We start from the raw sequence: 24,309 nt of genomic DNA, 5'->3' as shown, positions 1-24,309 counted from the left end.
CGGCCGACCATGCGAGAATACGCGCCCGGCCCCGGCCGGCGCGCGACATCCGGAGAGATGGCCGAGCGGTTTAAGGCACCGGTCTTGAAAACCGGCGAAGGGTCATTCCTTCCGTGGGTTCGAATCCCACTCTCTCCGCCACTAGATCCTGAAAAAGTGATCTGGATTGAAATCTTAGTTTGAGTCGATTGGAAGGCAGGAAGCATGCAGAGGAATCACTCGCATGCGCATCGCTCGTCGTCTGAGCCGGCCCGCCATCGGCCGCTGGTCCTTCGTCCAGCGAGTCCCCGTCGAACTTCGCGTCGTGCTCGACTGCCGGCTTATCAAGCGTACCTCCGGACCAAGTATCTGGCCCAGGCCACGTGCGTGCGGTCGTCCTTTCATCGGCTGTGCTCGACTCTTCGCACAGTTGAAGGATCAACGCGTGGTCAAGCCCAGCAAGACGGATGGTGACGTGGTCCTCGCTCGACTGACGAACGCCGGGAAGTTACAGGAGCTCACGTTGAACTGGAGCGGCTCCCCAGACGCCACGGTCAACTTGCAGCAGCAGATCGAGAGCCCGGGCGCTGTGGAATCCATCCACGCTCAAAATGTGCTCGCAGTCTCGCCATATCGAAGTCTTGAGCTTGTCGCGCATGTGGAAGCCAAGCTTTCCACTCAAGGCAGTCTGACAGTGGCCTGTTTGGATCCGCCTCAATTGCGAATGAGTCGTGATATCATTTGTCGGCTGCAAGCTTCCATCGCGGTCATGGACGACTCCCAGCCCAAGCAAGACGGAAAAAGATGAATAGACGTACTTACATCGAACTTGTTCTTGAGTTGTTTGCGTTTATCGCCTTGTGTCTGGCGATGATGGCAAGCGGCAAAGCAGTGGTGATCTTCTCGCTGATCACTATCGCTTTAGTCATCTGGATTCCATTCCAAGCCAATGCGGGGAACCGTTTGACCCGGGCCCTAAGCATCGCGCTCCCCATTGCTGCTATAGCAAGGACTGTCGTTCACTTCCTACCAAACCATTCGCTTTAGGAGCTGAACTACATGAATGTGCTTGGATGTTGCGCGGCGGCGGCCTTGGCGATCTGTGCCTCAAGCCTCATGCAGGCGGCGACGCAGCGCCCCCACCGCTGCCGCGATAGCCATCGCGGGCACCGCCAGCACCGCTGCGTATACCAGTCCGGCCAGCAACATCGGGCCAAAGCCCGACGCCATGGCCGCCACTGGCACCTGCAGCGCCATGAACAGCAGGCCCCACAGCCACGCATGCCGGGGAAAGCACGCGCCTAGAGCCGCGGCGATCCCCAGTGCGATGGGATAGACGACGGTCCAGAACGCGGGCGCGTCCCAAGGCTCGCCCCCCGGAGTCCGCCAGGCCACCAGGACCCAGAACACGACGCCTACCTTCAGCGTGACAGCACTTGCTGCAAGAAAACTGCCCGATATCCGCATACTTATTCTCCCGCACGAACATTCAGCATGCCCCTGTCGCGTTGACGGTGTATGACCAGCACCGGCAGGCGTTTTGCGTATCTGGCGGAGAGCGCCGGATGTCGAAGCAGAAAACCGCAAAAAGAAAACGCCCCAGGAAGGGGCGTCTTTCATGGGGGTGACGCAATGCCACGCCATGCGTGGCACCGGCATCAATGGCGCGCGTTATCGCGGGCCTTGCCCACGTCGCTCTGCACCTTGCCGACTTCCTTCTGGACCTTGCCTTCCAGTTCCTGCGACTTGTCGCCGGTCACCTTGCCAGCTACTTCCTTCACGGTGCCCTTGACCTGGTTCTTCGCGCCTTCAGTACGATTCTTGTCCATGTTCAATTACCTCGTGGTTGAACCCGTTGTGGGTGAATCGATCCTGCTTGGAACCCGGTAGCGAAGCAGTGAATCCCGGCCTCACGCGGCGCGAACACTAGGCAACTGTTCATTTGACGCTGCGTGCCGCAAGCACGTGAGCGGTACTTCACGCGGCAACCGTATGCTGCCGAAATCCATCTACACAGGTACCACCCGCGCATGAGCCGTACAGCGCAAGACCATTTCGACGTCATCATCATCGGCGGCAGCTACGCGGGCATGTCGGCCGCCCTGCAGCTGGTCCGGGCCCGGCGCAGCGTGCTGGTGATCGACAGTGGCCTGCCGCGCAACCGCAATTCCCTCGAAGCGCACGGCTTCATCGGCCGGGAAGGCATGCATCCGGCGGAAATCGCCGCGCAGGCGCGCACCGAACTGCTTACCTATCCCACCGTGACCTGGGTGGAGGGCAAGGCCGCGAGCGCCCGCGTCGTGGAGGAAGGCGTTTCGTTCGAGGTGGACTGCGACGACGGCCGCACGTTCGCCGCCGACCGGCTGGTGCTGGCATATGGCGTAACCGATACATTACCGCCCGTCGATGGCCTGGCCGAGCGCTGGGGCCGCAGTGTCTACCACTGCCCCTACTGCCATGGCTATGAGTTGTACGAAGGCAACATCGGCGTGCTCGGCTGCGCCAAGGATGGTGGCGTCGGGCAGGCGCTGCTGCTGTGCGACTGGGGAAAGATCACCCTGTTCTGCCCGGACCCGGGTAGCATCGATCCGGAAAAGCGCGAGCGGCTCGATGCATGCGGCGTGGTGATCGAATCGACCCGCGTCCAACGTGTCGAAGACACGGCCACCGTGGTGCTGGCCGACGACCGCCGTGTGGTGCTCGATGCGCTGTTCCTGCTGCCGACGTCGACGTTGTCCTGCGACCTGGCCGAACAGCTTGGCTGCGAGCTGATGGATGCCGGCTGCATCACGGCCGATTCGGCCAAGCAGACCACGGTGCCGGGCGTGTTTGCCTGTGGTGATGCCGGGCGGATGGCCGGCAGCATCGCCTTGGCGGTGGGCGAGGGTGCATTGGTCGGGGTTGCGGTGCACCGGTCGCTGCTGGGATTGCTTGATTGATTGATGCGTCAGCCACGCAGGGCGTGGCGCTACCGTGGTGCAGTTGCCGTTGCCGCCGCCGTCTGTCGCGGTTTGTACTGGCAGCGCGGGTAGCCCGAGCATGAGGCGAACTCGCCATAGGGCCCGGTGCGCTGCACGATCACCCCGCCATCGCACGCCGGGCAGGCCTGCTCGCGGATCGGCTCGCCGTTGGCGGCCGTGATCTCCACGGCGCCATCGTGGACCAGCTCGTCGAGGAACGGCGAGCGTTTGCCCTGCACGGTAAACATGACCACCGAGCGTCGCGCGCGGGTCAATGCGACATAGAACAGGCGGCGCTCCTCGCTGAGCGGATACGCATCGGCATGCGGCATTGCCAGCGCCAGCACCGGATCATCGGCGCGGGCACTCGGGAAGCTGCGGTCGAGCATGGCCGGCAGGATCACGATATCGGCCTCGGCGCCCTTCGCGCGGTGCGCGGTGAGGAAGCTCAGCTGCAGGTGTGCGCCGAAGCGCGCCGCCCAGTGCGAGGGAAGGAACGCGCGCTCGGCGTTGTACCGCCCTACGATGAACACCGACAACCGGCCATCGCGGCCGGGCGCCATGGCCCCGCTCTGAAGCTGCTGCTGCAGTCGCTGCAGGTATTGGTAGATCGCATCCTGCAGGCGGTCGCGCGCGGCCACCTGGAAGGCCTGCAGGACCGGGCCCTGTACCGGTGCCAGCGAGCGCACCTGCTTGGCGATCTGCCCGGGGTTCCTTGAGACGAAGCGGCTCGAGGCGTCGCACAACGCCTGCGGGCAGCGAAAGGTGCGGGTGAGGTGCAGGATCTGCGACGGCCCGAAGGTCGCTTCGAAGTGGGTCATGCAGCTCACATCCGCGCCGGCGAAGCGGTTGATCGACTGCCAGTCGTCGCCCACCGCGAACAGGTGCCGCCCCGGCGCCTCCACCAGTGCCCGGCACAGCCGCGCACGGGCACGCGAGGCATCCTGGAACTCATCGGCCATCACCAGCAGATAGGGCGATGCGTAGCGGCCCTGTTCGAGATGTTCGGCGGCCTGGTTGAGCATGTCCTCGAAGTCGATGGCATTCTCGGCTGCCAGCGCATCGTCCCAGGCGTGCAGGATCGGCGTGGCCAGTTCGAGGAACAGCCGGTAGCGGTGCTTGAAGCGGTCCTCGGGCAGCTCGCGCAGGCGCCCGGCCAGGTCGGCCACGGCAAGGCCGTTGCTCTTGGCGTGGCTGATGAAGGTACGCAGCAGGCCAATGAGGTCGCTGTCCGGCATCGGCTTTGCACCCTCCGCAGGCAGCTCGCGGTCCGGGTTGGGGTCGAGCTCGATGCGGTGCGCGCTCAACGCCGTTTCGAGTGCCTCGAACAGCGCGCCGCTGCGCAGCTGTCCGCTGCTGGTCTGCAGTTGCATCGCATCGCGGCCGCGCGGGTGCGGATCGGCGCCGTCACCCGTGCGATGCGTGTGGTACAGCGTCGTGCCCGGATAGAAGAAGTCCGCGCGCCCCGGTTGCCAGGTATCGGTAGTGGTATCCAGCACCGGGTGCGGTTCGTAGGTGTATTCAACGCCGTTGTAGAACAGCCAGTCGGCAATCACGCATTCTTCGATGTTGCCCACCCGTTCGCCACGGAGCGTGCGCACATAGCGGTGGCCCTCGGCGTCCCAGCCGTCGGCCGGCGCGGCCTGGCCCTGCGGCGGCAGGTCGCGCGCGAACACCAGCCGGAACATGTCCCACTGGGTGCGGAAGTGCAGCGACCGGTCCTTGAGGCGGTCGATGATGTCGGCCAGCTGTTCGAAGCCCTGGGCGGCGTCCACCGCCCACGCAGGCACCTCCGGCATGCGCCCGGTGACCTTGCCGATGATCTGCCGACCGAGCGCGTGGAAGGTACAGGCGGTGACGTCGCCGACAGGCAGGCCCAGCCGTTCGAAGGCGGCGCTGGTGCGCTGCTGCAGTTCGCCGGCTGCTTCGCGGTTGAAGGCCAGCATCACGATCTGGTCCGGTGCCATCAGGCCGCGCTCGACGGCGTAGGCCGCCTTGGCCACCATCGTCGAGGTCTTGCCAGAGCCGGCGGCGGCCACCACCAGCATCCGGCTGTCGAAGCACAATACCGCGCGTGCCTGCTCGTCGCTGAGGGGCAGCCGCTCCACGCGGCCCAGCAGCGCCGCCGCATCGGTCCGTTCGCGTTGCAGGTGCGCTTCATTGCGTGACGCCCACACCGCCGTCCAGTCGCCCGACCAGCGCAGCAGGTCGTCCTCGATCATCGCAGCGGTCCCATCAAGCTGCGGGCGCAGCGCAGGATCGTCGAACACCGCCCACAGCGCATCGTCGTCTAGCGCCAGCACCGGGCGCGCGTACAGCAGTGCATGCTGGTGTTCCTGGGTCAGCCAGCGGTCCGCGGCATCGGCACCCGCCATCACCGCGTCGACCTGTTGCAGCCACTCACGGATCTGCGCCAAGGCTGCATTGGCCTCGCCCACCGCGTGGTCCTGTCGATGGATCTGCGCACTGGCGCTCCACAGCGCTTCCAGTTCATGCGCCTGCGCGTTGGGGAGCCCGCCCAGGCGAAGCTCACCCTCGTCGGTCGACATGCACAGCGTGGTCCATACCGCACCGCGCTGCAGGTGCCACGCCTGGGTTGCGCTGACCGGCAGGGAATACACCTGCGCGTCGACGGTGAGCTCGAAACGGTCATCGAGCCGGCGCAGCCGCCAGTCCGGCGAACGCGAGAGGCGTCGGCCCCACGGGGAAGGGGACCAGTCGTGGATCATCGGTACATCCAGGAAAGCGGGCCACGTACCGGAACGGGCCGGCACCGGGGAAAGGTGGGCCGCCATGATAGGAAAATCCCAACCAAAAAGCCCCGCCGGAGCGGGGCTTCTTCAGCGCGGCGCCACGTTCGCGGATCAGCGCTCGCAGGCCACCACGGCACCGGTGCGCGACTGGCGCTGCACCAGTACTGCCACGACCCACAACAGCAGGCCGCCCAGCGCGGTGGCCGCACCGACATAGCCGGTCACGGCGGGGCTGAAGCCGGCGCCGATGGCCATGCCACCGAACCACGGGCCCAGTGCATTGGCGGTATTGAACGCGGCATGGTTGGACGCCGCGGCCAGGGTCTGCGCTTCGCCGGCCACGTCCATCAACCGGGTCTGCAGCACGGCGGCGAGGGCGCCCATCGTGCCCACCGCGATGATCATCGGGAAGATCGTCCAGACCGAGTTGGCGGCCAGCGGATAGGCCAGCAGCACCACGATCGACCACAGCAGCACGATCGCGGCCGCCCGGAACTGGAAGCGGTCCACCAGCCAGCCACCGGCGACATTGCCGATGATCGCGCCGATGCCGAAGATGCCCACCGCCACCGGCATCCACGATTCGGCCAGGCCGGTCACCTGCACCAGCGTCGGCGCCAGGTAGGTAAACACGCAGAACATGCCGGCAAAGCCCACCGAGCCGATCGCCAGCGCCAGCCACACCTGTGGCCGGTTGAACGCGCGCAGCTCGCGCATCGGCGAGGTCCGCACTTCATCCGGGTCCGGCAGCAGGAAGCGGGCAATCATCAGCACCGTGGCAATCGCCAGCACGCTCACCAGCGCGAACGCGGTGCGCCAGCTCAACTGCTGGCCCAACCAGGTGGTGAGCGGATTGCCGACCAGGATCGCCACCGACAGGCCAAGCAGCACCTTCGATACGGCGGCGCCACGCTGCGCCGGCGGACTGATCGCGGCGGCCACCAGCATGGCCACGCCGAAGTAGGCGCCATGCGGCAGGCCCGCGATGAAGCGGGCGATCAACATTGTCGTGTAATCCGGGGCCAGCGCGCTGGCGAGGTTGCCCACGGCATAGAAACCCATCAAGCCCAGCAGCAACGTGCGGCGTGCATACCCCGCGCCGGCGAAGGCCAGCACCGGTGCACCCACCACCACGCCGATGGCATAGGCACTGATCAGGTGGCCGACCTGGGTCTCGCTGATCGACAGCCCGCGGCTGATCTCCAGCATCAGGCCCATGCTGGCGAATTCGCTGGTGCCGATGGCGAAGCCGCCGAGCGACAGCGCCAGGATGATCAGCGTGCGCTGGCGCGCGGTGAGGCGCGCGGCCAGGGGGAGGGGAGTGGGGCTCATGGGCAGCAGGCGGAGAATGAAGCAACCTATTGTACTGCTGCGGCGCAACATATGGCTGGAATTACGGTATCCGGTGCTGGAATGCTGTGGCGTGGCCGCTGGAACCGAGGACCGGCTTCGCCTCTTCTTCACGCAGCCTTCACGGTGACGCGGCGCGTACGCTTCACGCTTGGACCATCCCATTCCGCGCGTGCAAGCCGATGCTGCTGACGGCGAACTTCCATCTCGAAGAGTTCACCCGGACCGCGACCGGGCTGCCCAACGTGCCCAACCGTGCAGAGCGCGCCGCACTACAGGCTCTGGCTGTGCACGTGCTGCAGCCGTTGCGCGATTCGATTGGTAAACCGGTGTACATCACGTCCGGCTTCCGCTCGGCCGCGGTCAATCGCGCCGTAGGCGGGGTGGCTGACAGCCAGCACCGCAGTGGCCAGGCCGCAGACATCCAGGTGGAGGGGATGAGCTCCATGGCGCTGGCGAGACGCATCGTCGCGCTGCAACTTCCGTTCGACCAGCTCATCGAAGAATTCGGTGAGTGGGTGCATGTGTCCCATGCACCGCAACCCCGGCGACAACAACTGACCGCGGTGAGACGTGCGGGAAGTACACGCTATCTTCACGGCGTGCGATGAGTGTTGAACGCGATCTCGTTACATTGTCCCGCCACGCGCAACATTGTTGCGAGTACACCTGTATTCACAGCTGTATTGTAAGTAATTTCTGATTGGCATCGCCGTAAACGTGCATTAGCATGCGCGCATTGGCATCGACCCGAGGGAGCGTGCGTGATGGTGCAATTCCCTCACGCACTGCGGGTAGATGGCAGGTTTCAGCTGGTGGCTTTGACATATTCGCCGGTCTACAGTCCGGCCGATGTGTTCGGCTTCGCCGTCCTCACTTCCGACGGCGCGCGGCTGACCGATGTGGTGTCGCTTGATGAGGCGCACCTGCACTGGTCGCTGTTGCGCGAGGAAGCGAAGACGGCCCTTGGGGAAGTTGAAGCAACCGGTACACGCGCGGCGCCACGCAGGCGTCGGCGTAAGTCGTAGCGCCTTCGGGCGCGTCATGGAGGATTGGGTTTGTCCACGCAGAAGATCGTTGTCACCGCTGTTGTCATCCTCTTGACCGCACTTGTTGGCTACTGCCTTGCCGGCTACCTCACGCTGCTGTTCCTCGGCCTCGATACCGGGCTGTTCAAGTGGAATACCTATTACCAGTACGTCCAGGCGATGGACCAGCCGGCGGTTGCGCCGTACCTGACCAAGATCAAAGCGGCGGGCGTGGTGGGTTTCAGCCTGCCGATCGTGGCCTGCCTGGTTGCGCTGTTCTTCGTGCTGAAGCCGAAGAAGAAATCCCTGCATGGCGATGCCCGCTTCGCGGACGCCGCCGACCTGGCCAGGCACGGTCTGTTCAAGAAGACCGACAACGGCATCGTGGTCGGCAGCTTCGGCGGCAAGCTGGTGCGCCTGAGCGGCCAGCAGTTCGTGATCCTGGCCGCACCCACCCGCTCCGGCAAGGGCGTGGGCGTGGTCATTCCCAACCTGCTCGAGTACGGCGAGTCGGTGGTGGTGCTGGACATCAAGCAGGAAAACTTCGACCTCACCAGCGGCTGGCGTGCCAGCCAGGGCCATGAGGTGTTCCTGTTCAATCCGTTTGCCGAAGACCGCCGCACCCATCGCTGGAACCCGCTCAGCTACGTCTCCGACGACCAGGCCTTCCGCGTCTCGGAACTGATGAGCATCGCCGCGATGCTGTACCCGGATGGTTCGGACGAGCAGAAGTTCTGGATCAGCCAGGCGCGCAATGCGTTCATGGCCTTCACCCTGTACCTGTTCGAGAACTGGGACGACGAGCGTCGCCAGGGCTTCCCCGGCGGGCAGGGCACGCCGACGCTGGGCGCGGTGTTCCGCCTGTCCACCGGCGATGGCAGCGACCTGAAGAAGTACCTGAAAGCCCTGTCCGAACAGAAGTTCCTGAGCGGCAATGCGCGTTCGGCATTCGCCAACCTGCTGTCGCAGGCCGATGAAACCTTCGCGTCGATCATGGGCACGTTCAAGGAGCCCTTGAACGCCTGGATCAACCCGGTGCTGGACAAGGCCACCAGCGCCAACGACTTCCTGCTGACCGACCTGCGCAGGAAGAAGATGACCATCTACATCGGCATCCAGCCCAACAAGCTGGCCGAAAGCCGGCTGATCATCAACCTGTTCTTCAGCCAGATCATCAACCTCAATACCAAGGAACTGCCCAAGTCCAACCCGGACCTGAAGTATCAGTGCCTGCTGTTGATGGACGAATTCACCGCGATCGGCAAGGTGGACATCATCGCCTCGGCGGTGTCCTACATGGCCGGTTACAACGTGCGCCTGCTGCCCATCATCCAGAGCATGGCCCAGCTGGACGCCACCTACGGCAGGGACGTCTCGCGCACCATCATCACCAACCACGCCCTGCAGATCCTCTACGCGCCGCGTGAGCAGCAGGATGCCAACGACTATTCGGAAATGCTCGGCTACACCACCGTGCGCAGGAAGAATGTCACGCACGCCCGTGAAAAGACCCACAGCTTTACCGAAGAGCGGCGCGCGCTGATGCTGCCGCAGGAGCTGAAGGCGATGGGCAACGATCACGAAGTGTTCCTCTACGAGGGCATTCCGCATCCGGTCAAGTGCGACAAGATCAAGTATTACCAGGACCGCTACTTCACATCGCGTCTGTTGCCGAAGACGTCGGTGCCGACGTTGGATCTGTAACCGTCATATGTGAAGGCATGTGACGTGCGTCAAAGAAACACGGGATGAACGTTAAAAAATTGTCGCTTTTGACGTTGATTTGACGCGAATGTGTGGCATCGTATTTGTGATGGACGTTCTGTACGTCATGAATTTGTTGTTGAGACCAGTGCTGGAAGACATGCACTGAAGCAGTCAAGAGGAACATGGATGGCTTTTCTCGGGTTGGGTGTGCAGGCGCAGGGGCCGGACAGGCGTTCGGGGCGTTTACACACCAGACGGGGCGGGGGCCCGGTTGCACCGGTGAAAGGTGTTGCTCGCATCCAACGTTGCGTTGTCGGGCCTGACCGCAGGCCATGACACGTCAGCGTGTTGCCGTTTTTTCCCGGTTAAAAGCCGCTATTCCGTACGTCATAGGGAAGTTCGTATGAAGCAAGCGTTTCTGTCAAAGGGATCCATCAGCGTTGCCACCGCCGTTGCCGTGCTGCTGCTCGCCGGTTGTGCGACTCCCGACGCGCCGGATTTTGGCGGTCGCTGGAAGCCGGTGAACCGCTTCGCCAGCACCACCATGGAAATTCCGCTGTACACCAGCTACGTGTACCAGGCCTCGCCCATGGATGGCACCTTGAAGACCATGCTTGAACGCTGGGCCAAGGATTCGGGGATGACGCTGGATTACCGCATCAGCTCCGATTACACGCTGTATGGCGCGGTCTCCACGATCGGCACCACCAATCCGCAGCAGGCGATGATCGATCTCACTGCCGCCTATGCAGGGCAGGGCGTGTCGGTGTCCATCGTCGGCAACCAGATCGTCGTGCAGTCCGCCTCCGCCGCATCGCCGACCGCTGCCGCCGGCAGTGTCGACGCGTCCAGCGGAAGCTGAGTTCCGCGGCCCCTTGATTTTCCAGCAGTACGGATGACCCCATGTTCCGAAAGAAGGAAACAGGCAACACCCCCAAGGTCGACCAGGCGGTCGCCAAGGCGGTGAGCTACGAGTTGACCGTTGCCGACATGGCGCGCCGCAGCGAGCGCCGCGCCTGGTGGGTGGCGACCGGTTCACTGGTGATGTCGCTGGCGTTGGCCGGCGGCTATTACTACATGCTGCCGCTGAAGGAGAAGGTGCCGTTCCTGGTGATGGCCGACGCCTACACCGGCAACGCAACCGTGGCCCGGTTGGCGGGTAATTTCGGTGACGGATCGATCACCGCCAACGAAGCCATCAACCGGAGCAACGTGGCCCAGTACGTGCTGGCGCGCGAGTCGTTCGACTCGGCGGTGATGGGCCTGCGCGATTGGGACCTGGTGTTCACGATGTCGTCCGAGCCGGTGGCCGCCACCCAGCGCCAGCGCTATGCGAACAACAATCCGCAGAACCCGGTGTTCGTGTACGGCACCAACAAGGCGATCCGGGTCAAGATCCTGAGCATCACGCCGCTGGCCGCCGAAGGCAACGGCAGCTTCCGCGGTGCCTCGGTGCGCATCCAGCGCAGCCTGCTCGACAAGACCACTGGGGTTTCCCAGTTCCTGGACAACAAGCTGGTCACGATGCGCTTTGATTACCGCACCGACCTGGCGCTGAGCGAACAGGACCGGATCCTCAATCCGCTGGCGTTCCAGGTGACCGAATACCGCGTCGACAACGACTACGCCCGTGGCGTGCCGGTGCCCGACGACGCCGACATGGCCAGGCAGGCCAACCAGGCGGCCGCGGCCCAGGCGGCGCAGGCGGCAGCGGCTGCCGCCGCGGCAGCGCCGGTGTACGACCCGAACAACCCGGCCACCGCCACCATGATCGATCCGGCCACCGGCCAGCCGGTTGCGGTGCCGGCCCAGGCCGTCCCCGGCCAGATGGTGGTGCCGGGGCAGCAGGTACCGGGCCAGATGACGGTGCCGGGCCAGGTGCCCGCGCAGCCAATGCAGCAGCAATACCCCGGGCAGGTAGTGCCGGGCCAGGCGATACCAGGACAAGTCGCGCCGCGGCAACCGGCCAACGTGCCGGCACAGAACATTTCCACCGGAACTGCTGAGGGAGCAAGCAACCGATGAGTAGTAGCAAACTTTGGTGGGCCGCATTGGCCTTGGTGCCGATGATGTCCCTGGTCTCCGCGCCTGCGAAGGCCCAGGTGGTCGACCACTACGAATACGAACAGGACCGCCTCTATCCGGTGCGCACCGGCCTGGGTCTCACCACCCAGATCGAACTGAGCCCGAACGAGAAGATCCTGGATTACAGCACCGGCTTCAGCAGTGGCTGGGAGCTGACCCGTCGCGAGAACGTGTTCTACCTCAAGCCGAAGAACGTCGACGTGGACACCAACATGATGGTGCGCACCGAGACCCATTCCTACATCTTCGAACTGAAGGTGGTGGCCACCGATTGGCGCCAGCTGGAACAGGCGCGCCGTGCCGGCGTGCAGTACAAGATCGCCTTCAGCTACCCCAGCGATACCGAGTTCGGTACCGCCCAGCAGGCGGTGGATGAAGAGGTCAAGCCGCTGCTCAGCTCGGAACTGGCCAAGGATCGCCAGTACAACTTCGACTATTCGTACTCCACCCGCCGCGCCAAGAAGATGGGCTGGCTGATCCCGGTCAACGCCTACGACGATGGCCGTTTCACCTACCTGAAACTGCCGGCGTCGCCGGAGTACAAGACGGGCATTTTCCCGGCGGTGTTCGGCCGTGAGAGCGAGTACGGTGAGGATTTCGTGGTCAACACGACGGTGGAGGGCAATTCGCTCATCGTGCATGGCACCTATCCCTACCTGGTCATCCGTCACGGTGACAACGTCGTTGGTCTGCGAAGGAACGTGAAGAAATGAGCCAGCACAACACTCCCGGCAACGAGCCGAACCACGGCCGCGACGACGGCGACGCGCCGAGCAACCCGTACTACGGCCAGAACGTGGCCGACAACAATCCCAACCTCGATGCCGCCGCGCCGCAGCTGCGCTCGGCCGAGGAACAGCGCCTGAACCGCAAGGCGCTGGCGTTCCTGGGCGGCATCCTGGTGCTGATCATCGCCATGGGCTTCCTGCTCCTGCGCAAGAGCAGCGACGACCAGGACGGTCCGGCCAAGGTCAACGAACAGGCCCGCGTGTCCACCCCGGAACTGCCGACCGCGCAGCCGGTGCTGCCGCAGGCTCCGGTGGCCGATACGCAGCCCATTGAAATGCTGCCGCCGCTGCCGCCGCCGGAACAGGACAACCCGTACCGCACGCCGCCGGCCATTCCCAGTGACATGGGCATGTCCAACGAACCGCGTCAGCCGTCGCTGCTGGACCGCCGCATGGCGTCGGGCAACGGCGTGGGTGGCAGCAATGGGGCGGCTGGGGCCGAAGGGCAGGGTGGCCTCGGTGGCCGTCCCGATGACGAGTACACCCGCGCGATGATGGCGCAGCTGCCGGGTGCGCAGCAGCCGGCACCGACCAAGGTCCGCCGCGGTCCCGACGTCGAAGACGTCTCCAGCGCTGCCTTCATCCGCAGCCCGGATGCACTGCTGGTGCGCGGCACCTACCTGCGTTGCGTGCTGGAAACCCGCATCATCACCGACGTCTCCGGCTTCACTTCGTGCCTGCTGACCGAACCGGTGTATTCGATCAACGGCCGCAGCCTGCTACTGCCGAAGGGTTCGAAGATCTACGGTGCGTATGGCGGCGGCCCGAAGGGCAAGCGCGTCGAAGTGATCTGGGACCGCATCACCACGCCGAACGGTATCGATGTGGCCATGTCCAGCCCGGGTATCGACCAGCTCGGTGGCGCGGGCCACCCGGGCGACTACAGCGCGCACTGGGGCAGCCGTATCGCCTCGGCGCTGATGATCAGCCTGATCGCGGACGCCTTCAAATACGCCGCGGCCGAACACGGCCCGGAGACCACCACCATCAGCAGCAACGGTTTTGCCGTGCAGTCGCCCTATGAGAGCGCCACCGCGCGCAGCATGGAGCGCCTGGCCAACGAAGCGATGAGCGAGCGTCGCCCGCCCACCGTCACCATCAACCAAGGCACCGTGATGAGTGTCTACGTGGCCAAGGACGTCGATTTCAGCGACGTGCTGCCGCGACGCCGCTGATCGCCTGGACAGAACATGGACGCCGAAGTGGCCCCTGTAGCCGACGTTTCCAGTGAGTTTCTCAGGTACCAGTACGAGGTCCTGGGTATTCACCAGTACATGACTTCGCCCGATGTGACGGAAATCTGCATCAACCGTCCGGGCGAGGTGTACCTGGAAACGCGTGACGGATGGCAGCGTGTGGAAGTTCCCACGCTGACCTTCGAGCGTGCGCGCCAGTTCTGTACCGCCGTGGTCAATGAAAGCAACACCGGCCAGCGCATCACCGACGTCGATCCGGTGGTGTCGCTGACCTTCCCGACCGGCCAGCGCGCCCAGTTCGTCATCCCGCCGGCGTGCGACGCCGGCAAGGTGTCGATCACCATCCGCCTGCCGTCCAAGCACACCAAGACCCTGGAGCAGTACCAGAGCGACGGGTTCTTCAACCAGATCCTGGAGCAGGGCCACGCGCTGAGCGAACAGGACCAGGAACTGCTCGCCCTGCGCCAGAACCGCGATTACGCCGAGTTCTTCCGCAAGGCCGTGCAGTACCGCAAGAACATCGTGGTATCCGGTGCCACCGGCAGCGGCAAGACCACCTTCATGAAGTCGCTGGTCAATCACATTCCGGCCAACGAACGCCTGGTCACCATCGAAGATGCGCGCGAGCTGTTCATCAGCCAGCCCAACGTGGTGCACCTGCTGTATTCCAAGGGCGGGCAGAGCGCCAGCAACGTCACCGCCAAGAGCTGCATGGAAGCGTGCCTGCGCATGAAGCCGGACCGCATCATCCTGGCCGAGCTTCGCGGCGATGAAGCGTTCTACTTCATCCGCAACTGCGCCTCCGGCCATCCCGGCTCGATCACCAGCTGCCACGCCGGCAGCCCAGAACAGACCTGGGACCAGCTGGGCCTGATGGTGAAGGCCTCGGCGGAAGGCTCCGGCCTGGAGTTCTCGGTGATCAAGCGCCTGCTGAAGATGACCATCGACGTGGTCGTGCACATCAAGGCGCATGCCGGCAGCCGCTACATCACTGGCATCGATTTCAGCCCCGAACGCGCGTTGGCCGCAGGGAGTGACGCCTGATGCTGCCCGGTCTTGAAGCCATGGTGTGTCCGGAAATGGCCGTGTCCATGGACGTGATGCAGCACGTGATCAACGTGGAATCGTCGCGCAACCCCTACGCCATCGGCGTGGTTGGCGGCGCGCTGGTCCGCCAGCCCAAGCAGCTGGACGAGGCCCTGGCCACCGTGCGGATGCTGGAAGAGAAGGGCTACAACTTCTCGGTGGGCCTGGCCCAGGTCAACCGCTACAACCTGGCCAAGTACGGGCTGGACTCGTACGAGAAGGCGTTCCAGCAATGCCCGAACCTGCAGGCCGCCTCGCGCATCCTGGCCGAGTGCTATGGCCGCTCGGGCAAGGACTGGGGCAAGTCCTTCAGCTGCTACTACTCGGGTAACTTCACCACCGGCTTCCGCCACGGCTACGTGCAGAAGGTGTTCGCGTCCATTTCGCGCCAGCGCGGCAACATGGTCGCCGCCAACGGTGCCGCGCCGATCGACGTGGTCAGCCGTGCCCAGCGCCGCGTGGTTGACGTGGCCCACCACCCGCAGTTCAGCGGCCAGCCGCAGGGCGTGGCCGAAGCGCGCGTGCAGGCCATGCAGGCGCTCTCGCCCACGTATGCACAGGCCGTCGTGCCGGTGGACCCGGCGCGTGCCTACGAGGTCTACCCCTCCACCGGCGCGATGGTGCGCGGTGGCCTGGTCCGCACCGCCGACGCCGCGCTGTCACGCGTGGTGATGGGCGCCATGGACCAGGTGGTGCCGCAGCCGCAGGCCGCCCAGATGCCCGCACCGCAGCCCATCGCCCAGCAACCAGTCGCACCGCAGCCCATGCCGGCACAGAACGACGCCGGCCCTGTCGTGGTGCGCGCCTGGAGTGAACGCAATGCCCCGGTGGCATTACCCGCGCAGGCCGCACCTGCGCAGGCCATGCCGGTACAGAACATCCCCGCTGGGGATGAAGCCTTCGTGTTCTGAAGGACCGATCCAGTCGTGTTAGACCATCAACAAGGAAAACCCACCATGAAGCGTAACAACCTCGATATCGCCCAGGCCCAGCGCACGCTGAAGACCGTGCTGATGGCCGCTGCCTTCGCCGCTGCCGTGTTCGTGCCGGACGTGTTCGCCCAGTCCACCAACTTCGGCGGCACCGACACCAAGGTGTGCGGCTTCTTCTCCAACATCAACGGCCTGCTGAACATCGCCTCCATCGCCGTGGTGACCATCGCCGTCATCTTCGCCGGCTACCAGATTGCCTTCGCCCACAAGCGCATCGGTGATGTGGCCCCGATCCTGATCGGTGGCCTGCTGATCGGCGCCGCTGGCCAGATCGCCAAGATGCTGCTCGGTGACGGCGGTTCCAGCTCCTGCGCCGGCAGCGCCACCGGCGCCATCATGAACGCCGTCCAGTACTACAGTGCATAAGAACGTCCTGTTCCGCGGCTGCACGCGGCCAGCGATGTTTCTGGGCGTTCCGTACGTCCCGTTCTTCCTGGTCGCAGGCGGCTTGCTGTTGCTGAGCATGTACATCGACATGCGGCTGTTGATCACCATCCCGATTGCCATCTTCATCCTGCGTCACATGGCAAAGCGCGATGAAATGATCTTCCGCCTGATCGGGTTGCGCCTGCAGTTCAAGTTCCGCGCGCGCAACCTGCAGCAGCACGACGGAATGTGGGTGTTCACGCCCAACCATTACCGCGACAAGCCGCCGCCGTCGGACTGACCACGGCACGCTACAGGCCGGGCAGGCGATCACATCGCCTGCCCGGTGCAGGCCCCGCACCATCCCCGCAGCACCCTTTGGAAGCGCCCATGTTCAGTCCCGACACCTCGATCAGCGAATTCATTCCCCTGTCGTCCCATGTGGCGCCGACGGTCGTCAAGACCACGGGTGGAGACTTCCTGCTGACCTGGCACCTGGAAGGCCTGCCCTTCGTGGGGCGCGAGGATTGGGAGCTCGAACACCGCCACAACACCTTCAATCGACTGCTGCAGACCCTGCGCGCACCGGATTTCGTCAACGTCGCCTTCTGGGTGCACGACATCCGCCGTCGACGCCAGCTCAAAGGCAGCAGCAAGTTCTCCCAGCGCTTCAACCAGGACGTGTCCGACCAGTACATGGGCATGCTCTCCTCGCAGCGCATCATGCAGAACGAGCTGTACCTGACCATGATCTACCGGCCGGTCGTGTCCGGTAAGCGCTTCATGGACAAGTCCTCCAGCATCACCCAGCTGCAGGCCGAGCAGGACCAGTCCGTGGCCAAGCTGCTGGAAATGGCCGGCAACGTGGAAGCGGTGATCCGCGACTACTCGCCGTACCGCATGGGCATGTACGAAGCCAAGAACGGCATGGTGTTCTCCGAGACCCTGGAGTTCTTCGGCTACCTGCTCAACCGGGTCGACGAACCGGTGCCGGTGCTGTCCGCGCCGGTCAAGGACTACCTGCCGATCAGCCGCCACATGTTCTCGGCCAAGACCGGCGATTTCGTGATCAGCACGCCCAACGGCGTCAATCACTTCGGCGCCATCCTCAACATCAAGGAATACGCCGAGGGCACCTATCCGGGCGTGCTCAACGGCCTGAAGTACCTCGACTTCGAATACGTCATCACCCATTCGTTCAGCCCGATGGGCCGCCAGGACGCGCTCAAGGTGCTCGACCGTACCAAGGGCATGATGATCTCCTCCGGCGACAAGGCGGTCAGCCAGATCGTCGAGCTCGACCAGGCGATGGACCAGCTCTCCTCCGGCAACTTCGTGCTGGGCGAGTACCACTTCATCATGGCGGTCTATGCCGACAGCCAGGAAAAGCTCTCGCAGAACATCGCCACCACCCGCGCCGAGCTGTCCAACGCCGGGTTCGTGTCGACCAAGGAAGACCTGGCCGTCACTGCCTCGTTCTATTCGCAGTTCCCGGCCAACTGGCGCTACCGCACCCGCCTGGCCAACATCAGCTCGCTGAACTTCCTGGGCCTGTCGCCGCTGCACAACTTCGCCACCGGCAAGCAGCACAACAACCCGTGGGGCGACTGCGTAACCACGCTGCAGACCACCAACGGCCAGCCGTACTACTTCAACTTCCACGCCACCCACCCGTCCGAGAACTCGCTGGGCGAGAAGGCCATCGCCAACACCATGGTGATCGGCAAATCCGGTACGGGTAAGACCGCGCTGATCAACTTCCTGCTCAGCCAGGTGCAGAAGTACGACCCGTCGCCGACCATCTTCTTCTTCGACAAGGACCGCGGCGCGGAGATCTTCGTGCGCGCCTGCGGCGGCAACTACCTGGCGCTGGAGAATGGCCAGGCGACCGGCTTCAACCCGTTCCAGTGCGAGAACAATGAAGCCAACGTGCAGTTCCTGGCCGACCTGATCAAGGTGCTGGCCAACAAGCACGAGTACAGCGCTCGCGAGGAAGAGGACATCTTCCGCGGCGTCGAGAACATGCTCGACACCCCCATGCACCTGCGCAGCATGACCAACTTCCAGAAGAGCCTGCCCAACATGGGCGACGACGGTCTGTATGCGCGCCTGCGCAAGTGGACCTCGGGCAACTCGCTGGGCTGGGTGTTCGACAACCCGGTCGACACCGTCGACCTGAGCCGCGCCAACATCATCGGCTTCGACTACACCGACATCATCGACAACCCTGAAGTGCGCGTGCCGGTCATCAACTACCTGCTGCACCGCCTGGAATCGCTGATCGATGGTCGTCCGCTGATCTATGTGATGGACGAATTCTGGAAGATCCTGGACGGCGAGGGCGGCCTGAAGGAGTTCGCCAAGAACAAGCAGAAGACCATCCGTAAGCAGAACGGCATGGGCATCTTCGCCACCCAGAGCCCGGAGGACGCGCTCAAGAGCGATATCGCCGCGGCGCTGATCGAGCAGACCGCCACGCTGATCCTGCTGCCCAACCCCAATGCCAGCCGCTCGGATTACATCGACGGCCTGAAGCTGACCGAGTCCGAGTTCAAGGTGGTCACCGCCCTGGACGAGCGCTCGCGCTGCTTCCTGGTCAAGCAGGGCCACGCTGCCAGCGTGTGCCAGCTCAACCTGCGTGGCATGGACGACATCCTGTCGGTGATTTCGGCCTCCACCGACAATATCGACGTGATGCACCGCGTCCTGCTCGACGCCGCCCAGCGCGAGAAGGTATCGCAGGCCGACCTCACCCCGGACCAGTGGCTCAGTGAGTTCTACAGGAAGCGCAAGGGCTCTGGAAAGCCCGCCGGGACACGACAGGACGCCGTTGCCTGACGGTCCCCCGGCCGATCAGGGACAGGCTTTCGCCGCATTCGATGGAGATAATTATGGACATTGCCATGAACAAGAACACGACCCGCCGCCGTCACTTCAGCTTCCGCCTGGCCGCCCTGTCGCTGGTGACCGTGCTGATGTGCAACGCGCCCGCACCGGCGTACACGATGCCCGTGGTCGAAGTCGGCCCGAGCGTGTACCAGCAGATCATGAACCAGATCAACACCTACAAGGCAGAGATCACCGCGTACGCCTCCAAGGCGCAGGACGCGGCCGAGTATGTCGAACAGCGCACCCGCTGGATCCGCACGCTGCAGCAGTATGCGCAGGCGCTGGTGGAAGTGCAGGCGGTGCTGAACGACTTCGGCATGCCGCAGGGCGTTGAACTGACCCCGGTAGGCGAGAATTACCTGGTCAGGGAAACCTGTGGCAGCAAGGCGGACTTCAGCCCGATGGGGCTGTTCAAGACCTTCGTGTTCAACCCGCAGGACGACTTCAAGGAACAGCAGACCCAGATCTGCGTGAACATCCGCATGATGCAGAACCGCAAATACAACGAAGCGGTGATGTTCATGACCTATTCGGTGCCGAAGATGGAGTCCTCGCTCAACCGCATCTTCAAGCTGCGCATTCTGAACAACAACCAGGGTAACGTGCAGGGCACCGACAGTGAGTCGCTGCGCATGGCCAATGACCTGGCGGTCCAGTCGCAGATCTGGCAGTCGCGCATGCGCTCTTACGATGCCTACATCGAAGTGATGGAGGGTAACCAGAAGGTGGTCGCCCAGAACGCACTCAAGGGCGACACCACCAAGAATGTCATTGGCGATCTTGTCAAGACCGCCGCGCTGAAGGGCGCGCTCAGCGTCAAGTAAGTATTCACGCAGGTACAGCGGGTCTGCAAGGTACTGCCGGACCCAATGCAGTAGCAGCATCACCAAGGGATTGTGGAAATGTCGATCAGGTCGATTGCCAACGTTTTTGATTTCTCAGGCGGATTGCAGGATCTGCTGGGCTACGCAGTGCGTGTCCAGTCGATTGGCGACTTCGTGTTCTTCAAGCTGATCCTTGATTACCTGCGCGAGCGCATCAACGATTTCGGCATCGAGATGATGGGCCGCATGATGGCCTGGGTCGGTGGGATTGCCCTCATCCTGATGACGCTGTGGGTCCTCGTGCAGGGCTACCGCATCGTCACCGGCCAGAGCCGGGATTCGATGATGGTGCTGGTCACCAACATGGCCCGCGCGGCGCTGATCATCAGCGTGGCGACGTCCATGGCGATGTTCGGCAGCAGCGTCAGCGACTTCCTGACCAAGGACGTTGGTGGCCTCATCACCCGCGTTGTCACCGGCAAGAGCGGCACCGCCGAAGACCAGATCGACAAGAGCCTCGCTTGGATGCAGGTGGCGTTGTCCAGCGTAGATGCCATCAAGGTGCTGGACGACGGTGGCCTGCGTGAAGAGAAAACCCGCGCCATGTGGTTCATCGGCCTCGGTACCGGTGGCCCTGCGGTAACTGCCGGTTCAATGCTGCTGCTCTACCAGGTCGCCATTTCGCTGTTCATTGGTTTCGGGCCTCTGTTCATTCTTTGCCTGCTGTTTGACCAGACAAAACAGTTCTTCCAGAAGTGGCTGTTCTACGGCATAGGAACCATGTTCTCGATGGCGGTGCTGTCGGCCATGGTCTCCATCGCGCTGGACATGGTCATCCGCGTCTCAGCCGCATTCTGGACATCGGCACTGATCAACAAGTTCTTCCTGACAGATGCAATGAGTGATGGCTTGACCAGCCAGGCCATGCAGCAGGGCGGCATGGGATTGATCCTCACGACGCTGATCCTGACTGCGCCCCCAATGGCCGCGATGTTCTTCCAGGGAACCCTGGGCAGCTTCATGGCATATTCGCAGATAGGTGGCTCGGCAGCCGCCGGCCCGCAAGGCCAGCCGCCGGGTTCGTATACGCCGCCTGCTCCAGCCCGCGTGGATTCGGCGTCGAACGTTTCTACCAATGACGTCTCACGTTTCGGATCCAGTGAAGCATCACCACAGACTCAGGCCGGACAGCGAGGCCTCGCCGGCGGGTCGTCGCAATGATTGGAGACAAATGAGAGTGTCTATCAGGAACTTGGTTGGCGTTCGTATGTGGGTCATTTGCTTGGCGATGGTGGCTCTCGGCACGTTCATTCCATTGTCCGCAAGTGCGGAGGGGAGATGCCCTCCTGGCCAGTATCCAGTTGGCGGGCAGGGCGTCGGGGGATGTGCGCCCATTCCATCAAGCGGCGGAGGCGACTCGGGATCTCCCGTGCCAACGGGGCGTTGGATCAAGACTTGGGGAGCAATCGCCGTCTCCAGCTCCGGAGACGCTGGTGCTTCCAAGGGAAAGATGTCTAAAGCAGAGGCTTCCAAGGACGCAATTGCGCAGTGCTCTCAGTGGGGCGCCAAGGACTGCAAGATTGAACTTGCATACAAGAATCAGTGCGCTGCTGTAATCCAGGCGGACAAGGGAAAGGGCACCAAGTTGAATACCGGTGCGGAGGAGAAGACCGCCATTGAGCGAGCGACGCTTGATTGTAAGAAGTCTGGAAGTGAAACGTGCAAGGTAATCTATTCCGGTTGCACAGATCCGTACTTCGAGAAGTACTAGTTTGGATTGGAGAGCTAATGCACGTCGGCAACCCTGGGCAGCTTTACGGCATATTCCCAGATAGGTGGTTCGCCGGCAGCACAGCCAGGTCCGCAAGGCCAGCCGCCGGTTTCGTACACGCCGCAGCAGACGACGAATACTTCCAACCAGAATGTCACGCAGGCTGCGCAGCCCCGGTATTCCGTGCGTTCCCTCAACGATGGAGATTCGGGATCTGCGGGGACATCGTCGGGCCTACTCCGTAATACTCCCGCCAATTAAACGCTGATGGCTAACCGGAGTTTGGAATGCAGATCATGCGACTGATCATTGTTTCCGCTGTTCTCATGTTTGCACCTTTGACGGCATCTGCGGAAGGCGCATGCCCGCCCGGACAGTATCCCATCGGCGGTCAAGGCGTCCAGGGATGCGCTCCAATCCCGGGTGCCAACTCGGGAGCGTCTGGCAGTTCTGGCGCACCCGTAGCTACTGGGAAATGGGAAACCCGTTGGGGTGCCATTGCCGAGGACACTGCTATGGCGAACAAGGGGGGGAATCTCGCGACAGGGGCCTCCGTAGCCCAGAAGTCCAAGCAGGCGGCGAGTTCGCTGGCGCTCTCGAGATGCAAGGACGAAGGGGGTAAGAAGTGCGAAATACGTCTAACTTACTACAACCAGTGTGTAGCAATGGCTGACCCTGTGGGAGCGCGCGGCCCAGGTGCAATCACAGTGGCAAGTCGTGCAGAGACAGACACGCTGGCAAAGTCCAATGCTCTGGCTGAGTGCCAAAGCTCCGGTGGGCAACAGTGCGCAATTGTGTACTCGGCGTGCAGTTTGTCTGAATTCAAATCATTTCGTTGATGCAAGCCGGGATCACGGAATCCGTGTTACTGGCGGCGGAGGTGCAGGCGGCGCTGGTCACCGGCTTCGGACAGTGGGGAGGCAAGCGGCCCGCGCCCACCCTGACGTTGGCTGAAGAGGTGGGGTGCGATCACACTCTCCACTGACGGCGCACTGACCTGTGCGCCAAGGCCGGAGGGGTAGGCTGTCGCAAGATGTATTCCGCGTGCGCCGAACCGCAGTTTGAAGCTTTCTGAGAAAGTGTTTCTCGTAGTTTAATTTTTCAGGTTCAAGGACGACATCATGCGAAATTTACTGGTTCATTCTCGGTGTTCGGGTGTTCGACTTCCGGCATGCTTCCTGGTGCTGTTGCCGATTGCGTTTTGCTCTGCTCATGCCCAGACGGCAGCGGTGGTCGACGAGGGGGGCGGTGCTGCTTCCCCGGTAGGTGTACCCGCTGCCGCTGAATCGACCGGTGTGCAGGAGGTGGCGGCTGTCGCTCAGCCTGCCTTGGTCAACCTGCCTGCGACGGTGACTCCGGGCATCGAGCCGAGGCCGGTGGAGCCGGCGCCCTCGCGACCAGCCACTGCGGTTGACGAAGCAGAGGCTGAAGCGTCGACTCTAAGTGACCCGACCGCCGCTGATGCTCCGGCCGCAGCGCCCGCTGCGCCGATCGGTGCTGCGTCCGTTGCAGGAGTACTTCATGCGGCCCAACCCCCGGCGAGCCCTTCTGCACCCGTTAACGCGGACACTGCAACTGTAGCTGCGGACACTCCTGCTGCGGTCAGTCCGCGAGGCGACTCATCACCTTTGGTCGAACCGGTGCCCGTCGCTCCGCGCCCGCTGCCTATCCCCACGCTCGCCAATGACAACAACCAGATCGAGCGTCAGCTCGGTGCGCGTTGTCCGAATGACCTGGCGGCACGTCTGGCCACCCAGGCGGACCTCCTGATCGGTGCCTGCCAAGGCACGCTGCCGCCGCACCTTTCAGCGTTGCTGGTGTCCATTCCGGAACAGCAACTGCTGCTGCCGCGCACTTGGCGCGAGCGCCAGGTCTCTCAGAAGGGCTGGTTCAAGGCCGTCCCGGGCTACGGGCTGCGCCCGGACTTCCTGGCGATGCAGGGCGATGTCTGGGTGCGTTCGTTCGAAAGCGCTGATCCGTCCACCACGGTGTACCTGGTGTCCGGCCCGTTTGCGTGTGCCGACAACCGCGGCCCCGACGCCGAGCAAGTCAAGACGGTGCGTCTGCCGGCCGGCAGCTGCCGCGAGGGGCTGGTGCAGCAGCGCGTCTACCGCGTGAGTGCTGGCGCGGCGCCGGTGGACATCACCCAGCAGGCGCTGCCGGCAGAGCCGCTGCTGTCAGATGCCGACCGGAAGCGTTACGGCGCCGACGGCGCACGCGTGCAGCTGGATGCGGGCAAACTGCAGTTTGGCCCCGCGTTGCGCTGGTATGTGGACGTCGGCACCACCGAGAAGCCCGAGCCGCGCAGCTACGGCGAATGGGGCCGGCTGCACCTGGGCTTCGCGGTCTGGAATGGCGAGCGCTTCGAGCCGCGCGATACCGTGCCGCGCGCGGTGTGGCCGTGCGATCCGGTGGCACCGGGCGACGCCAGCTGCGGTGCCTACGCCGATGCCGGGCGCGACCCGTTCATCGTGGTCGGCGCCTCGGCCCAGGGTGTGACCGCGACACCTTGAGTCCATGGCTTTGACCCCGTAG

The 24,309-nt window shown here is 63.6% G+C and carries 24 protein-coding genes and 1 tRNA gene; 21 read left to right on the top strand and 4 right to left on the bottom strand.

Annotated features, from left to right (window positions below; all coding sequences use genetic code 11):
• Positions 1-51: 51 nt before the first annotated feature.
• From BAY15_RS11740 to BAY15_RS11730, 3 genes are all read left to right on the top strand, one after another.
• Positions 52-141, top strand: a tRNA-Ser gene (locus BAY15_RS11740).
• Between the two features lie 82 nt (positions 142-223).
• The gene (locus BAY15_RS11735; protein ID WP_157771744.1) at positions 224-787 is read left to right on the top strand and encodes a hypothetical protein; all 564 of its coding nucleotides are present in this window, start codon (positions 224-226) and stop codon (positions 785-787) included.
• Complete coding sequence (locus BAY15_RS11730; protein WP_068852766.1) at positions 784-1,026, top strand: hypothetical protein; 243 nt, start codon at positions 784-786, stop codon at positions 1,024-1,026. The genes BAY15_RS11735 and BAY15_RS11730 overlap by 4 nt, the downstream gene beginning before the upstream one ends.
• 60 nt (positions 1,027-1,086) lie before the next feature.
• On the opposite strand, the gene BAY15_RS11725 is transcribed toward BAY15_RS11730, so the two are convergent.
• Both BAY15_RS11725 and BAY15_RS11720 read right to left on the bottom strand, forming a co-directional pair.
• The gene (locus tag BAY15_RS11725) at positions 1,087-1,389 is read right to left on the bottom strand and encodes a hypothetical protein (protein WP_157771743.1); all 303 of its coding nucleotides are present in this window, start codon (positions 1,387-1,389) and stop codon (positions 1,087-1,089) included.
• A 248-nt stretch (positions 1,390-1,637) separates the two neighbouring features.
• The gene (locus BAY15_RS11720) at positions 1,638-1,808 is read right to left on the bottom strand and encodes a CsbD family protein (RefSeq protein ID WP_068852760.1); all 171 of its coding nucleotides are present in this window, start codon (positions 1,806-1,808) and stop codon (positions 1,638-1,640) included.
• Between the two features lie 201 nt (positions 1,809-2,009).
• Between BAY15_RS11720 and BAY15_RS11715 the strand changes: the two genes are divergently transcribed.
• The gene (locus BAY15_RS11715; RefSeq protein WP_068852757.1) at positions 2,010-2,918 is read left to right on the top strand and encodes an NAD(P)/FAD-dependent oxidoreductase; all 909 of its coding nucleotides are present in this window, start codon (positions 2,010-2,012) and stop codon (positions 2,916-2,918) included.
• A gap of 29 nt (positions 2,919-2,947) precedes the next feature.
• Here the strand turns inward: BAY15_RS11715 and BAY15_RS11710 are convergent, their stop codons facing one another.
• A complete protein-coding gene (locus BAY15_RS11710) occupies positions 2,948-5,668 on the bottom strand; it encodes a UvrD-helicase domain-containing protein (protein ID WP_068852755.1) in 2,721 nt (906 codons plus the stop codon).
• A gap of 135 nt (positions 5,669-5,803) precedes the next feature.
• Positions 5,804-7,024 (bottom strand): MFS transporter, encoded by a 1,221-nt coding sequence (locus BAY15_RS11705; RefSeq protein WP_068852752.1) that lies wholly within the window; start codon positions 7,022-7,024, stop codon positions 5,804-5,806.
• 200 nt (positions 7,025-7,224) lie between these two features.
• Between BAY15_RS11705 and BAY15_RS11700 the strand changes: the two genes are divergently transcribed.
• From BAY15_RS11700 to BAY15_RS11625, 17 genes are all read left to right on the top strand, one after another.
• The gene (locus BAY15_RS11700) at positions 7,225-7,653 is read left to right on the top strand and encodes a D-Ala-D-Ala carboxypeptidase family metallohydrolase (RefSeq protein WP_068852749.1); all 429 of its coding nucleotides are present in this window, start codon (positions 7,225-7,227) and stop codon (positions 7,651-7,653) included.
• 153 nt (positions 7,654-7,806) lie between these two features.
• Positions 7,807-8,070: a hypothetical protein gene (locus tag BAY15_RS11695; protein WP_141236186.1), complete on the top strand. Its 264-nt coding sequence runs from the start codon at positions 7,807-7,809 to the stop codon at positions 8,068-8,070.
• 30 nt (positions 8,071-8,100) lie between these two features.
• Entirely contained in the window at positions 8,101-9,774 is a 1,674-nt protein-coding gene (locus tag BAY15_RS11690) for a type IV secretory system conjugative DNA transfer family protein (RefSeq protein WP_068852744.1), read from the top strand.
• 406 nt (positions 9,775-10,180) lie between these two features.
• Entirely contained in the window at positions 10,181-10,639 is a 459-nt protein-coding gene (locus BAY15_RS11685) for a hypothetical protein (protein ID WP_068852741.1), read from the top strand.
• Positions 10,640-10,680: 41 nt separating this feature from the next.
• Positions 10,681-11,802 carry a VirB8/TrbF family protein gene (locus tag BAY15_RS11680; RefSeq protein WP_068852738.1) on the top strand — a complete coding sequence of 374 codons (1,122 nt, stop codon included), beginning with the start codon at positions 10,681-10,683 and terminating at the stop codon, positions 11,800-11,802.
• Positions 11,799-12,575: a TrbG/VirB9 family P-type conjugative transfer protein gene (locus BAY15_RS11675; RefSeq protein WP_068852735.1), complete on the top strand. Its 777-nt coding sequence runs from the start codon at positions 11,799-11,801 to the stop codon at positions 12,573-12,575. Before BAY15_RS11680 ends, BAY15_RS11675 begins: the two co-directional genes overlap by 4 nt.
• Complete coding sequence (locus tag BAY15_RS11670; protein WP_068852733.1) at positions 12,572-13,825, top strand: TrbI/VirB10 family protein; 1,254 nt, start codon at positions 12,572-12,574, stop codon at positions 13,823-13,825. Before BAY15_RS11675 ends, BAY15_RS11670 begins: the two co-directional genes overlap by 4 nt.
• A 15-nt stretch (positions 13,826-13,840) precedes the next feature.
• Entirely contained in the window at positions 13,841-14,890 is a 1,050-nt protein-coding gene (virB11, locus tag BAY15_RS11665; RefSeq protein ID WP_068852730.1) for a P-type DNA transfer ATPase VirB11, read from the top strand.
• Positions 14,890-15,843, top strand: a complete 954-nt coding sequence (locus BAY15_RS11660) for a lytic transglycosylase domain-containing protein (RefSeq protein WP_068852727.1) — start codon at positions 14,890-14,892, stop codon at positions 15,841-15,843. Before virB11 ends, BAY15_RS11660 begins: the two co-directional genes overlap by 1 nt.
• 45 nt (positions 15,844-15,888) lie before the next feature.
• Positions 15,889-16,290 (top strand): TrbC/VirB2 family protein, encoded by a 402-nt coding sequence (locus BAY15_RS11655; RefSeq protein WP_068852724.1) that lies wholly within the window; start codon positions 15,889-15,891, stop codon positions 16,288-16,290.
• Complete coding sequence (locus BAY15_RS11650; protein ID WP_083214171.1) at positions 16,283-16,591, top strand: type IV secretion system protein VirB3; 309 nt, start codon at positions 16,283-16,285, stop codon at positions 16,589-16,591. Before BAY15_RS11655 ends, BAY15_RS11650 begins: the two co-directional genes overlap by 8 nt.
• Before the next feature lie 89 nt (positions 16,592-16,680).
• Positions 16,681-19,128, top strand: coding sequence for a VirB4 family type IV secretion/conjugal transfer ATPase (locus BAY15_RS11645; RefSeq protein ID WP_068852720.1), 2,448 nt, complete (start codon positions 16,681-16,683; stop codon positions 19,126-19,128).
• Between the two features lie 65 nt (positions 19,129-19,193).
• Entirely contained in the window at positions 19,194-20,003 is an 810-nt protein-coding gene (locus tag BAY15_RS11640; RefSeq protein WP_157771742.1) for a hypothetical protein, read from the top strand.
• 78 nt (positions 20,004-20,081) lie between these two features.
• Positions 20,082-21,224, top strand: coding sequence for a type IV secretion system protein (locus tag BAY15_RS11635; protein ID WP_083214169.1), 1,143 nt, complete (start codon positions 20,082-20,084; stop codon positions 21,222-21,224).
• Positions 21,139-21,774, top strand: coding sequence for a DUF4189 domain-containing protein (locus BAY15_RS19670; protein ID WP_335743675.1), 636 nt, complete (start codon positions 21,139-21,141; stop codon positions 21,772-21,774). The genes BAY15_RS11635 and BAY15_RS19670 overlap by 86 nt, the downstream gene beginning before the upstream one ends.
• 287 nt (positions 21,775-22,061) lie before the next feature.
• Positions 22,062-22,613 carry a DUF4189 domain-containing protein gene (locus BAY15_RS19665; RefSeq protein WP_335743674.1) on the top strand — a complete coding sequence of 184 codons (552 nt, stop codon included), beginning with the start codon at positions 22,062-22,064 and terminating at the stop codon, positions 22,611-22,613.
• 801 nt (positions 22,614-23,414) lie between these two features.
• A complete protein-coding gene (locus BAY15_RS11625) occupies positions 23,415-24,287 on the top strand; it encodes a hypothetical protein (RefSeq protein ID WP_237334252.1) in 873 nt (290 codons plus the stop codon).
• Positions 24,288-24,309 lie beyond the last annotated feature (22 nt).

The sequence above is a fragment of the Stenotrophomonas rhizophila genome (genome assembly GCF_001704155.1).
Classification (GTDB): Bacteria; Pseudomonadota; Gammaproteobacteria; order Xanthomonadales; family Xanthomonadaceae; genus Stenotrophomonas; species Stenotrophomonas rhizophila_A.
The sequence above is the reverse complement of the archived record's forward strand: the minus strand, read 5'-3'. Positions and strand labels throughout refer to the sequence as shown.